Origin of the sequence: Terrabacter sp. 2YAF2 (genome assembly GCF_052114705.1) — a bacterium.
Classification (GTDB): domain Bacteria; phylum Actinomycetota; class Actinomycetes; order Actinomycetales; family Dermatophilaceae; genus Terrabacter.
The window spans coordinates 1-12,986 of sequence record NZ_JBFRFG010000003.1; the positions used below are offsets into that span (position 1 = coordinate 1).

The window sequence follows — 12,986 nt, forward strand, 5'->3', positions numbered from 1 at the left end:
CCACCACCCACTTGATTTGATATCTCCATAGAGTTTCGGCTGTCATAGCGAAGGGGAAACGCCCGGCTCCATTCCGAACCCGGAAGCTAAGCCCTTCAGCGCCGATGGTACTGCACTGGTGACGGTGTGGGAGAGTAGGACGCAGCCGGACACACTTTGTCAGAGCGCCCCGGACGGAACTTCATTGATCCGTCTGGGGCGCTCTTTCTTTTTTGTGCTCGATGACGCCAGAGGTGGCGCCGACCGTGGTCGGCGCGGAAGGATGCAGAACATGAGTGACCAGGACGGCAACGACAGCCGAGGCGACCGCCGCGACCGCGACGGCGGTCACCGAGGTCCCGCACGCAGCGGCGGGGCCGGACAGAGCTCGGGAGCGCCCAGGTCGGGTGCTCCCCGATCGTCGGCGCCGCGGCGAGATGACCGTGGGGGCTACCGCTCTGACGACCGACGCTCCAGCGGCGGCCGTGATGACCGCGGCGGTTACCGCTCTGATGACCGTCGCTCTGGTGGCGGCCGTGATGACCGCGGTGGCTACCGCCCGTCCAGCTCTGGCCGTGACGACCGGGGCGGTTACCGCTCTGATGACCGTCGCTCTGGTGGTGGCCGTGATGACCGCGGTGGCTACCGCCCGTCCAGCTCTGGCCGTGACGACCGGGGCGGCTACCGCTCTGATGACCGTCGCTCCAGCGGAGACCGTGATGACCGGGGCGGTTACCGCTCTGATGACCGTCGCTCTGGTGGCGGCCGTGATGACCGCGGCGGTTACCGCTCTGATGACCGTCGCTCCAGCGGAGACCGTGACGACCGCGGCGGCTACCGCTCTGATGACCGTCGCTCTGGTGGTGGCCGTGATGACCGCGGTGGCTACCGCCCGTCCAGCTCTGGCCGTGACGACCGGGGCGGTTACCGCTCTGATGACCGTCGCTCTGATGACCGTCGCTCTGGTGGCGGCCGTGATGACCGCGGTGGCTACCGCCCGTCCAGCGGCGGCCGTGACGACCGGGGCGGCTACCGCTCCGATGACCGTCGCTCCGGTGGCGGCCGGGATGACCGTGGTCCCCGGCGATTCGACGACCGGCCCCGCGGCGGCGCCGGCCGCCCGCAGGACGACGACCGGCGCGGTGGTCCGCGCCTGACGCCCAAGTCGCCGCGCAAGCCCGAGCCGGCGATCCGCGAGGGCGTCACCGGGAACGAGGTCGATCGCGGCGTCAAGAACCAGCTGCGCACCCTGTCCAAGGAGAACGCGGAAGGCGTCGCCCAGCACCTCGTCATGGTGGCTGAGCTGCTCGACGTCGAGCCCGAGGCGGCCCTGGCCCACGCCGAGACCGCCGTGCGCCGCGCGGGACGCGTCCCTGCCGCGCGTGAGTCCCTGGGGTTGGTCGCCTACCGCCTCGGCGACTGGGCGCGGGCGCTCGGTGAGTTCCGCACGGTGCGCCGCCTGTCGGGGTCGAGCCACCTCCTGCCGCTCATGGTCGACTGCGAGCGCGCGCTCGGCCGTCACGACAAGGCGCTCGAGCTCGCGCAGTCGGACGAGGCCAACAACCTCGCCATCGACGACCGGGTCGAGCTCGCGATCGTCGTGTCCGGGATCCGTCGTGACCTCGGGCAGCTCGATGCCGCGGCCGCCGGTCTCAGCGACCTCGTGAAGCGGATCAACCCGAACCGTCCGTCGGCGGCTCGCCTGTTCTACGCCTATGCGGACGCCAAGCTCGCCGCGGGTGACGTCGAGGTGGCGCGTGACTGGTTCGCCAGGGCCGCGGATGCGGACCACGAGCTCACCACGGATGCCGCCGAGCGGCTCGAGGAGCTCGACGGCGTCGACGTCACCGACCTGCTGGGCGACGAAGAAGACGACGACGAGTTCGGCGACGCCGTCGTGTCCGACGAAAACGAGAACGACGACGACCAGCGCTGATCGCAGCCCGGTCAGGGTCCCAGCAACGGGTCCGATCGACAGGTCGGACCCGTGCCGGACCCGTACCGGACTCGACCAGCCGCTCCGCCGGTACGCCTTCGTCGTAGGGTCTTCTTCCGAGGAGGTGGCATGGACACGGTGAGCGCGGGCGAACCCCTGGTCGCGGGCTACGACGGGGTGGTGTGCGACCTCGATGGTGTCGTCTACCGCGGGTCGGACGCCGTGCCCGAGGCCGCGGAAGGCCTCCAGCAGCTCGTGGCCCGCGGCATGAAGGTCGTCTACGCCACGAACAACGCGTCGCGCGTGCCGGACGAGGTCGCAGCGCAGATCGCTGGCTTCGGCGCCCCGGCTACGCCCTCGGACGTCGTGACGAGCGCGCAGGCCGGTGCGGCGCAGCTTGCCGGCCAGCTCGAGCGGGGAGCAGCCGTTCTCGCCCTGGGTGGCGAGGGTGTCGTGGAGGCCCTGAAGGACGCCGGCCTCGTCCCCGTGTCCCCGGGCGGCGGTGCCGACGAGGTTGCCGGCGTCGCTGCCGTGCTCCAGGGATACGGCAAGCAGCTGCGCGTGAGCGACTTCGAGACGGCAGGGCGCGCGTTGACGACCGGGCTGCTCTGGGTCGCCACCAACGACGACGCGACCCTGCCCCTTCCGTGGGGGCAGTCGCCCGGGAACGGCGCCTATGTCGACCTGCTCGCCACCACTCTGGGGCGACGGCCGGCCGTCGTCGGCAAGCCGCACCCTCCGCTCTACCGCCTGGCGCTTGACCGCCTCGGGACGCGTCCGGACAGAACCCTCGCGGTCGGGGACCGGCTCGGCACCGACATCAGCGGCGCCGAGGCAGCAGGCATCGACTCGGCCTGGGTGCTGACCGGCGTCGACCGGCCGACCGACCTGGTGGCCGGCGACGCGTCCCCGACGTATGTCCTTGCCTCTCTCGACCAGCTCCTGCAGCCGTATGCCGCTCCCGTGCCGGACGCGGACGGGTGGCGGTGCGGCGCCGCCCGGGTGACCCACACCGACGACGGGCTGCACATCGAACGGGGGAGCGGGACGCCCATCGAGGTGGTGCGGGCGGGCCTGGCCGCACTGCTGCGCCTCCGGGCCGAGAGATCGGACCGCGACCAGCTCTGCCGGGACGCCGAGGCGCTCGACCGACTGCTCGACGACTCGCCAACGACCCCTGACGCCACCGACCCGGTAGCGTGACCCAGCGGAGCAGCCACATGACACGGAGGCAACACATGCTTGGGGAGACTGACGCTCGACGCGCCGACCTCGGGTCCGGCGAGCCGTCGGAGGTCGAGGGCAGCGCCGGGGCGGCCGTCACGGCACCCCGCCCGGCCGAGCCCGACCCGGACGAGACCCGCGACGTTCCGGAGCCGCCGGTGACGGGTGACGAAGCGGTCGACGAGGCGATGGCGCGCCTCGCCGAGGCGCAGCCCGGATCCTTCGCCGAACGCATCGAGGCGGGCGAGCACGCCCACCGGAGCCTGCAGAGCCGCCTCGGCGGTCTGGGTGGGGCGTGACGCGTCGCCTCGACGTCGAGCTCGTCACACGCGGACTCGCCAGGTCGCGCACCCAGGCGCGTGAGCTCGTCGCCGCCGGAGTGGTGCGCGTCGACGGCAAACCGGCGAGCAAGCCTGCTCTCCCGGTCGGCGATTCGTCGACCATCGAGCTGACCCGGGAGCCGGACCGCTGGGTGGGCCGCGCAGCCCTCAAGCTCCTGCACGCCCTGGACACCTGGCCCGTCCCCGTCGAGGGTCGGCGATGCCTCGACGTCGGGGCGAGCACGGGTGGGTTCACCCAGGTGCTCCTCGAACGAGGGGCAGCTCACGTCACGGCGCTCGACGTCGGCCACGACCAGCTCGTCCAGTCCATCGCCACCGACCCGCGGGTGCGTGACCTGCCCGGTACCAACATCCGGGACGTCGACGCCGCGGGACTCGGTGGCGCCTTCGACCTCGTCGTCTCCGACCTCAGCTTCATCTCCCTCGCCATCGCCCTGCCCGCCATGCGCACCCTCATCACCGACGACGGTGACCTGGTCGTGCTGGTCAAGCCGCAGTTCGAGGTGGGTCGGGAGCGGCTCAGCCGATCCGGCGTGGTCAGTTCTCCGCACGAGCGCCGCCGCGTTCTCCGGAACGTGGCCGCCGTCGTCGCCGAGCAGGGACTGCACCTGCACGGGGCCACCGCCAGCCCGATAGCCGGCGGGGACGGCAACCGCGAGTTCCTCTTCTGGCTGGCTCCGAGACCCGTACCGGGCGCGTCCGTGACGGCGGTGGATGACATGCTGGAGGCCGTCGACCTGGAAGGACCCCCGTGACGCGCCGGATCCTGCTCGTGGCCCACCCGAGACGCCCCGAGGCGCTGACCGTCGCCAAGGGCGTCGTCGAACGCCTCACCCACCTCGGCATCGATGTGTCGCTGCAGGCCGACGAGGCCAAGGCCCTCGACCTCAAGGACAGCTCCCGCGTGCACATCGCCTCCGCCGAGGAGCAGGTCGCGGAGGGGTGCGACCTCGTCGTGGTGCTCGGCGGTGACGGCACCATCCTGCGAGGCGCCGAGTTCGCCCGCAGCGTCGACGTGCCCCTGCTCGGCGTCAACCTCGGGCACGTCGGCTTCCTGGCCGAAGCGGAGCGCGACGACCTCGACGCCACGGTCGAGCACATCGCGAGCAGCAACTACGCCGTCGAGGAGCGCATGACGCTCCATGTCGACGCCAAGCTCCACGGCGACCTCATCGCGAGCAGCTGGGCGCTCAACGAGGTGAGCGTCGAGAAGGCGTCGCGCGAGCGGATGCTCGAGGTCACCGTCGAGGTCGACGGGCGACCCCTGTCGAGCTGGGGCTGCGACGGGGTCATCGTGTCGACGCCCACGGGCTCGACGGCCTACGCGTTCTCGGCCGGTGGGCCGGTCGTCTGGCCCCAGGTCGAGGCGATGCTCCTCGTCCCCAGCGCAGCTCACGCCCTCTTCGCCCGCCCACTCGTGCTCGGTCCCGACACGCATCTCGCGGTGGAGATCAAGGCCGCCACGGAGGGGGCCGGTGTCATGTGGTGCGACGGTCGACGGCACGTCGACCTCCCGCCCGGTGCGCGCATCGAGGTATGCCGTGGGGTGCGACCACTGCGACTCGCGCGCCTCACGAGCGCGCCCTTCACCGACCGCCTCGTGGCCAAGTTCAACCTGTCGGTGGCCGGCTGGCGCGGCAACGGCGACGGCGCGGCCGCCGTGGACGACGTGGACCTCAGTGAGGGTGCTCGGCCCTAAGGTGGTCCCGTGTTCAGCCAGATGAGGATCCGCGGCGTCGGCGTCATCGACGACGCCGTCCTCGACCTGAGCCCCGGGCTCAACGTGCTCACGGGTGAGACCGGGGCCGGTAAGACGATGGTCGTCTCGGGCCTCGGCCTGCTGCTCGGTGAGCGCGCCGACTCCGGGCTCGTCCGCACCGGCTCGTCGTCGGCCCTCGTCGAGGGCGTCGTGCAGCTGCCGCTCGACCACCCCGCCCTCGTCCGGGCCGACGAGGCAGGTGCCGACCACGAGGACGGCGAGCTCGTCATCGCCCGCACGATCGCCGCGGCCGGCCGGTCTCGGGCCCACGTCGGTGGGCGCACGGCCCCCGTCGCGGTGCTCGCCGAGCTCGGACAGATGCTCGTGGCCGTGCACGGACAGGCCGACCAGTGGCGGCTCAAGCAGGGCGACGCCCACCGGGTGGTCCTCGACGACTTCGGCGGTCCCGCCCTCAGCGCCCTTCGCGACCGGGTCGCCGAGCTCTACGACCGGTGGCGCGACTCCGCCCGCGAGCACGCCCGACTGGTCTCCGAGGCCCGTGAGCGCGCCCGTGAGATCGACTCGCTCACGGCCTCGCTCGAGGAGATCGAGGCGGTCGACCCGCAGCCTGGAGAGGACGCCGCGCTCCGCGCGGAGGACGAGCGGCTGGCGCACGCCGACACCCTCCGTCTTGCCGCGGCGCAGGCGCTCGCCGACCTCAGCGGTGACGACTATGCCGCCGAGCCGGCTCCGAACGTGCGCGACCTGATCGGGTCGGCGCGCGGCGCGCTCACGCCGGCGACTGCCCACGACCAGGCCCTCGCGGGGCTCGACGAGCGGTTGCACGAGGTCGGCACGCTGGTCACGGACCTCGCTGCCGACCTCACGGCATACCTCCAGGACGTCGACCTCGACCCCGAGCGACTCGGCTACGTGCAGGAGCGCAGGGCAGCCCTCGGCGTCCTGACGCGGAAGTACGGCGAGACGGTCGACGAGGTGCTCGAGTGGTCCGGGCGCGGCGCCGCCCGGCTCGACGAGCTCGTGACCGCCGACGACCGGGTCGAGCGTCTCGGCGCCGAGGTGGCCCAGCTCGAGGCCTCGCTCGTCGCCGCAGCGCTCGCCCTGTCCGACGCGCGCCGGGCGGCCGGTGACGACTTCGGCATCCGCGTGTCCCAGGAGCTGGCCCACCTGGCCATGGGCAAAGCCGTCGTCCACGTCGAGCTCCGCCGGCGGACCGACCCCGACGGCGTCGCGCTGCCCGACGGGGAGCGGGTCCGGCTCTCACGGCACGGGATCGACGACGTCGAGATCCTCCTCGCGGCCAACCCGGGTGCCACGCCACGCAGCGTGGCCCGCGCGGCGTCCGGCGGCGAGCTGTCGCGGGTCATGCTCGCGCTCGAGGTCGTGGGCTCTGCAAGCCCGTCGGGCGAGGCGCACGGTGGTCCGCCCACGTTCGTCTTCGACGAGGTCGACGCGGGAGTCGGCGGCCGGGCCGCGCTCGACGTCGGCGCGCGTCTCGCCGCCCTCGCCGAGCACGCCCAGGTCATCGTCGTCACCCACCTCGCACAGGTGGCGGCGTTCGCCGACCGGCACCTCGTCGTGCACAAGGCCGACGACGGACGCATCACCTCGAGCAGCGTCTCGGTCGTGCAGGGAGACGCCCGGTTGCGCGAGCTCTCGCGGATGATGGGCGGCGACCCCGACTCCGAGGCCGGTCTGGCGCATGCCGGTGACCTGCTCGAGCAGACCGGTGGCGCGCGGATCGGCCACCGGTAGGTCGTCCTCTGCGATGGGGCACGTGGCCGTCGACGTGGCCGCGGACCGATGGGCTCCTCAAATCCCGACGTGGCACGATTGAGGCCATCATGGCTCTTTCCATCCGCCGCCGTCCCCGTGCGCACGACCCCGGTCCCGGCGTCGTCGGCAGCGCGCGCGTCGATCGGCGGACCAAGACGCTGACCAAGCGCCTCCAGCCCGGCGACATCGCCGTCATCGACCACGCCGACCTCGACAAGGTCAGCGCCGACGCCCTCGTCGCGGTGCGTCCGGCAGCGGTGGTCAACGCCAGCGCCTCGATCAGCGGTCGCTACCCGAACCTCGGCCCGCAGATCCTCGTCGAGGCCGGCATCCCGCTCCTCGATGCCGCCGGCACGGAGGTCATGACCCTCTCGGACGGCCAGCCGCTGCGGCTCGACGGCGCCGACCTGTGGCAGGGCGAGACCAAGGTCGCCACGGGCACGGTGCTCGACGCCCAAGCCGTGCAGGCCCAGATGCACGAGGCGCGAGCCGGCCTCGCCGTGCAGATCGAGGCGTTCGCGACCAACACGATGGAGTACATCCGCAAGGAACGCGACCTCCTGCTCGACGGCGTCGGGGTGCCGGCGATCACGACCGAGCTCGACGGTCGTCACTGCCTCATCGTGGTGCGCGGCTACCACTACCGCGAGGACCTCGAGGCGCTGCGGCCCTACATCCGGGAGTACCGCCCCATCCTGATCGGGGTCGACGGTGGCGCTGACGCCATCCTCGAGTCCGGCCACAAGCCGGACCTCATCGTCGGCGACATGGACTCCGTCTCCGACAAGGCCCTGCGCTGCGGCGCCGAGATCGTCGTCCACGCCTACCGCGACGGCCGGGCCCCGGGACTCGCCCGCGTCGAGGCACTCGGGATCACCCCGGTCGTCTTCCCCGCCGCAGGCACGAGCGAGGACGTCGCGATGCTCCTCGCCGACGACTCCGGGGCCGAGCTCATCGTCGCCGTCGGCACCCACGTCACCCTGGTGGAGTTCCTCGACAAGGGACGCGACGGCCAGGCCTCGACCTTCCTGACGCGCCTCCGCGTCGGCGGCAAGCTCGTGGACGCCAAGGGCGTCAGCCAGCTCTATCGCGCCCGGATCCCGGGGCGCCTGCTCGTGACCATGCTCCTCGTCGGCATGCTGGCCTTCATCGCCGCGCTGGCGTCGACTCCCGCCGGCCAGGTGTGGCTGCAGGTTCTCGCTGCCCGATGGGACGACCTCCGGACCGCCATCGTTGGGATCTTCACGTGATCGACTTCCGCTACCACCTCGTCTCGATCATCTCGGTGTTCCTCGCACTCGCGGTCGGTATCGTCCTCGGGGCCGGTCCGCTCCAGGGGAACCTCGGCGACCAGCTCAGTGAACAGGTCGCCGCGCTGCGCACCGAGAAGCAGACCCTCAACGACAAGCTCACGGTGAGTGAGAAGCTCGTCGAAGGCTCTGATGAGTACGCGTCGGCCGTCCAGCCCCGCGTCGTGCGTGGCCGGCTCACCGGTCACCGTGCGGTCGTGGTCGTCATGCCGTCTGCCGACGGCACCATGGTGAGCAACCTCGAGGACGTCGTGACCCAGAGCGGCGCCGCCCTGGCCGGGACCGTCACGATCAGCCCCGACTGGTTCGACCCGAGCCAGTCGAGCGACCGGGCGAAGGCCGCTCATGACGCTGCGACCGCGCTCGGGCTCAGCACGTCCGCCACGGGTGACGCCCTGCTGCTCCAGGTCCTCGCCGACCTCACGGTCTCGACGGGCAGCACGGGCTCGTCGCCCCAGCGCTTCGCCGCCCTCAAGGTGCTCGTCGACGCGAACCTGCTCGACAGCACAGTCGCCGAGCTCGCGCCGTCGGACCTCGCCGTCGTCGTGTCCGGCGACTACGCCGGTACCGAACCGGTCGTCACGGCGCGGTCCGACGCCATCCGAGCCCTGGTCACCGCGCTCGCCGGGTCCTCCCATGCCACGGTGGTCGCCGGAGGCGACACCCTCGCTGCGGCGGGGCAGGCCGAGACGTCCAACGCGGTGCAGGCGGTCCGCGAGAAGTCGGAGACCGCCCAGATCGTCTCCACCGTGGACCACGCCCGCGCCGGCAGCGGCCCGGCGACCGTGGTGCTCGCCGTCGAGGGTGCGCTCGACCAGAGGATCGGCCACTACGGCATCGCCTCCGGCGCCACCGCCCGGGTCCCGCGGGTGCTCCCGTGACGCGGAGCCGTCGGCACGCGGGTTCGTCCGCCGTCGCATCGCTCGCTGCCGTCATCGGGTCTGCGGCGGTGTCCTGGTCGCTGCTGCGCACCGGCCGAGGCCTGCCGGCCGCGGTCCGCGACCCCTGGGCACGCACCAACCACGCCGGATCCACCGTCACCCTTCTCGAGGGGCCCGCCTGGGTCGGCGGCGCCGTGGCCGGTGCTGCGGCCGCGACCGCCGTCGGGGCAGTCGTCTCCCGCCTCGCGCCGGGAGCCGCCGGCCGGTCCGCCGGCCGGTCCGCCGGCGGCTCCGCCGGGGCGACGGCGATCGTCGCGTTGTCGGCCGGCGCCCTCGGCGCGCTCGACGACCTCGTCGGGGGCACCGCGGACAAGGGGCTCAAGGGCCACCTCCGCGCGCTCGGACGGGGCGAGGTCACGACGGGAGCCGTGAAGATCGTCGGGCTCGGCCTGACCGGGCTCCTCGGTGTGGCGCTCGTCGACTCCCGCGGACCCGGACGACCGGGCGGACCTGGACGACCCGGGCCGACGGGCGTGCTGTCCTCCCTGGTCGGCGGCGCGGTCGTGGCAGGAGCGGCCAACGCCGTCAACCTCTTCGACCTGCGGCCCGGACGCGCCCTCAAGGTCACCGTCGCCGCCGGGCTCCCGCTCGTCGGTGGCGTGGCCGCGGCCACGGCCGTCGGTTCCTCGCTCGGTGTTGTGCACGACGACCTGCGAGCGTCGTCGATGCTCGGGGACACCGGGGCCAACGCGGCCGGCGCCCTCCTGGGGCTCGCCCTCGTCGAGCGCACCGGCCTCGTCGGCCGGGGGGTCGCCCTCGTGGGCCTGGCCGCGCTGACCCTCGCCTCGGAACGGGTCAGCTTCACGCGGGTCATCGAGGCCAACCCGGTGCTGCGACGAGTCGACGAATGGGGCCGTGAGCGCCGATGAGCGGGCCTGACACGGCGGCCGACGGCCGGCGCTCCCATCGGGGGCTCCTGGCGACCGCAGGCACCATTGCCGTGATCACCCTCGTAGCGCGGGTCGTCGGCTTCGGACGATGGTTCGTCTTCTCGCACTCCGTCGGCGCCACCTGCGTCGGCAGCGTCTACCAGTCGGTCAACGCCGTGCCCAACGTGCTCTTCGAGATCGCGGCCGGGGGAGTGCTCGCCGCCGTTGCCGTCCCCCTCGTCGCGGGCGCACTCGCCCGCGGTGAACGGGCGGGCGCCGACGCCACCGCGTCGGCGCTGCTCACCTGGGCGGCTGTCGTGCTCGTGCCCCTCGGCGTCGTGCTCGCGCTCGCCGCGGGCCCGATCGCCGGCGCGCTGCTCGGGACGGGATGCGCCGGGGAGGTCGCGCTCGGCACGGACCTGCTGAGGATCTTCGCGGTCCAGGTCCCGCTCTACGGCGTGGCGATCGTCCTGGCCGGGGTGCTGCAGGCGCACCACCGGTTCGTCGGCGCGGCTCTCGCGCCCCTGCTGTCGAGCCTCGTCGTCATCGCGACCTACCTCGCCTACCGCGCGCTCGCCGGCGACCCCGCGGCCCCCATCGACGAGGTCCCGCACGGCGCTCTCGTCGTGCTCGGCGTCGGCACGACGCTCGGCGTCGTGGCCCTCGCGCTGCCCCTGCTCGTCCCGGCGCGCCGGGCGGGCCTCCGGCTGCGTCCGCGGCTGCGCTTCCCCGACGGTGTGGGGAGCCGGGTCCGCGTGCTCGCGGTCTCGGGCCTGCTGGCCGTCGCGGGCCAGCAGATCGCGACGCTCGTCGTCATCCGCCTCGCGAACGACCGCGGCGGGGCGGGCACCCTGAACGTCTACACCTACGCCCAGGCCGTGACCCTGCTGCCGTATGCCGTCCTGGCCGTGCCGCTCGCGACGGCCGCCTTCCCGTCGCTGGCCGGCGCAGACGCCGGGCGTGGAGGAACCGTCGCGGCGCCGGGGGATCAGCCTGCGCACCGGGGGCATACGGCGCCTCCAGCGCATCGTGCGCAACCGGAGGCCCGGGACGTCGCGGCCGCGACGCTGCGCCGGGCCTGGCTCGCGACCCTGGTCGTGACGCTCCTCGGTGCAGCGACCCTCGTCGCGGTCGCGATCCCCGTCGGTGCCTTCTTCAGCGCCCTGGACGCCGGCTCCGGGTCCGAGGCGTCGCTCGAGACCCTGGCGACGATGGGCGACGCGGTGACGCTCTTCGCCCCGTCGGTGGTCGGCCTCGGCGTCATCGGTCTCCTCTCGAGAGCGTCCTACGTGCGCGGCTCGCCGCTCGCTGCCGGCGGCCTCGCCGCGGTGGGCTGGCTCGCCTCGGTCGTGCTGCCGCTCGTCGTGCTCGACGCCTCCGGTGCCGGCGGCCCGGAGACCCTGCGGGCGCTGGCAGCCGGCTCCAGCACCGGTCTCGCTCTCGGGGCGTCGCTGCTCGTCGTGCTCGTCGGGCGGACCTGGGGCTGGCGCGCGCTCTCGCTGCCGGCCCGACCCCTCGTGGCCGCTCTGACCGCCGCCATCGTCGGCGCTGGGGTCGGACGTGGCGTCGCCTCGTGGCTGTCGGTACGCGGTGTCGGGCAGTCGCTGGGCTCCAGCGTCGTCGTCGGAGTCGGTGTGGGCATCGTGGCCCTCCTCGTCATGGCGGGTCTCGCGGTCACGATCGACCGGTCCGTCCTCACCCGGGTGCGGCGCCCGCGACGTGACGCCGAGGCGGCGGACGTGGCCGCATGAGGATCCTCATGGTGCTCGGCCGGTCCACCGGCGGGGTCGGTGCTCACGTCGACACCCTCGTCGACGGGCTTCGCGACCTCGGCCACGACGTCGAGATCGTGACGGCGGAGGCCACGGCGCAGACCTTCGGCTGGCCCGACGCGCACCGGCTGTGGCCCGTCCACGGCGGCGCGCGCGCCCCACGCGGTCTCGTGGACTGGCACCGCATCATGCAGCTCGCCGGCACCGTCGACGTCGTGCACGCGCACGGTCACCAGGCCGCGGTCATCGCGGCCGTGGCGGTCGCACGCGCCCGGCCCCGGCCTCGCCTCGTCGTGTCCCTGCACAACGACCTGCCGCCGGTCCCGCGCTCCGCTCCTGCCCGCATGGGGGCGGGCGTCGCGCGCCGTCTCGTCGCGTGGTCGCTGCGCCGGGCCGACCTCGTCACCGGGGCGAGCGCCGACCTCGTCGAGCTCGCCGTCTCGCTGGGGGCGCGCCGAACCGAGCTGGCCACCGTGCCGTCGGCGGCCGTGGGGGCCCTCCTGCGGTCCGAGYCCCTCGCCCCGGCCGGGCGGGGTGCCCTACTCGCCGGGGCCGGCATCCGGCTCGACCAGCCGGTCGTGCTCACCGTCTCGCGCATCGCCCCGCAGAAGGACCTCCCGACGCTCGTGCAGGCCGCCCGGCTCTCCCGCGTCCCCGCGACCTGGGTCGTCGTCGGGGCCGGCGACGAGCGGCTGCGCGCCCGACTCGAGCAGGAGGCGGACGGCATACGCCAGCGGGAGGGGGAGGGTCCCGTCGTCCGGTTCGTGGGGGCTCGCACCGACGTGGGGGACTGGCTCCGGGCTGCGGACGCCTTCGTCCTCACGAGCCGGTGGGAGGCCCGCGCGCTCGTCGTCCAGGAGGCCATGGCGGCCGGTCTCCCCGTGGTGGTGACCAGGACCGGTGGCCTCCCCGACCTCGTCGGCGGCGCGGGTTGCCTTGTCGCCGTGGGCGACCCGTCCGCAGTGGCCGCCCAGGTGGACCTCCTCCTCTCCGACCCGGAGAACCGGGCGCGTCGAGGTGCCGCCGCACGGGCCCGCGCCGCGACGTGGGCGACTCCCGACGCCGAGACGCGCCGGTGGGTGGACCGCTACGCAGCGGACCCCGTCGGCATGACGTAG

12 protein-coding genes and 1 rRNA gene are annotated in these 12,986 nt (G+C 73.5%); all 13 read left to right on the forward strand.

The window, feature by feature from the left end:
• The first annotated feature begins 34 nt into the window (after nt 1–34).
• Nucleotides 35–151: ribosomal RNA gene (rrf, locus tag AB4030_RS04190) — 5S ribosomal RNA — on the forward strand.
• A gap of 313 nt (nt 152–464) precedes the next feature.
• Nucleotides 465–1,136, forward strand: coding sequence for a hypothetical protein (locus AB4030_RS04195; protein ID WP_442277938.1), 672 nt, complete (start codon nt 465–467; stop codon nt 1,134–1,136).
• A 134-nt stretch (nt 1,137–1,270) separates the two neighbouring features.
• Nucleotides 1,271–1,915, forward strand: a complete 645-nt coding sequence (locus AB4030_RS04200; RefSeq protein WP_442277939.1) for a tetratricopeptide repeat protein — start codon at nt 1,271–1,273, stop codon at nt 1,913–1,915.
• A gap of 129 nt (nt 1,916–2,044) precedes the next feature.
• Nucleotides 2,045–3,118 (forward strand): HAD-IIA family hydrolase, encoded by a 1,074-nt coding sequence (locus tag AB4030_RS04205; RefSeq protein WP_442277940.1) that lies wholly within the window; start codon nt 2,045–2,047, stop codon nt 3,116–3,118.
• 35 nt (nt 3,119–3,153) lie between these two features.
• Nucleotides 3,154–3,438 carry a hypothetical protein gene (locus AB4030_RS04210; RefSeq protein WP_442277941.1) on the forward strand — a complete coding sequence of 95 codons (285 nt, stop codon included), beginning with the start codon at nt 3,154–3,156 and terminating at the stop codon, nt 3,436–3,438.
• Nucleotides 3,435–4,235: a TlyA family RNA methyltransferase gene (locus AB4030_RS04215; protein ID WP_442277942.1), complete on the forward strand. Its 801-nt coding sequence runs from the start codon at nt 3,435–3,437 to the stop codon at nt 4,233–4,235. The genes AB4030_RS04210 and AB4030_RS04215 overlap by 4 nt, the downstream gene beginning before the upstream one ends.
• Nucleotides 4,232–5,179, forward strand: coding sequence for an NAD kinase (locus AB4030_RS04220; RefSeq protein ID WP_442277943.1), 948 nt, complete (start codon nt 4,232–4,234; stop codon nt 5,177–5,179). Before AB4030_RS04215 ends, AB4030_RS04220 begins: the two co-directional genes overlap by 4 nt.
• 9 nt (nt 5,180–5,188) lie before the next feature.
• Nucleotides 5,189–6,955 (forward strand): DNA repair protein RecN, encoded by a 1,767-nt coding sequence (gene recN, locus AB4030_RS04225; RefSeq protein ID WP_442277944.1) that lies wholly within the window; start codon nt 5,189–5,191, stop codon nt 6,953–6,955.
• 89 nt (nt 6,956–7,044) lie between these two features.
• On the forward strand, nt 7,045–8,226 hold the full coding sequence (gene steA, locus AB4030_RS04230) for a putative cytokinetic ring protein SteA (RefSeq protein ID WP_442277945.1): 1,182 nt from the start codon (nt 7,045–7,047) through the stop codon (nt 8,224–8,226).
• Nucleotides 8,223–9,167, forward strand: a complete 945-nt coding sequence (locus AB4030_RS04235) for a copper transporter (protein ID WP_442277946.1) — start codon at nt 8,223–8,225, stop codon at nt 9,165–9,167. The genes steA and AB4030_RS04235 overlap by 4 nt, the downstream gene beginning before the upstream one ends.
• Nucleotides 9,164–10,096, forward strand: a complete 933-nt coding sequence (locus AB4030_RS04240; protein ID WP_442277947.1) for a hypothetical protein — start codon at nt 9,164–9,166, stop codon at nt 10,094–10,096. The genes AB4030_RS04235 and AB4030_RS04240 overlap by 4 nt, the downstream gene beginning before the upstream one ends.
• A 71-nt stretch (nt 10,097–10,167) precedes the next feature.
• Nucleotides 10,168–11,847, forward strand: coding sequence for a murein biosynthesis integral membrane protein MurJ (gene murJ / locus AB4030_RS04245; RefSeq protein WP_442277948.1), 1,680 nt, complete (start codon nt 10,168–10,170; stop codon nt 11,845–11,847).
• A complete protein-coding gene (locus tag AB4030_RS04250) occupies nt 11,844–12,986 on the forward strand; it encodes a glycosyltransferase family 4 protein (RefSeq protein ID WP_442277949.1) in 1,143 nt (380 codons plus the stop codon). The genes murJ and AB4030_RS04250 overlap by 4 nt, the downstream gene beginning before the upstream one ends.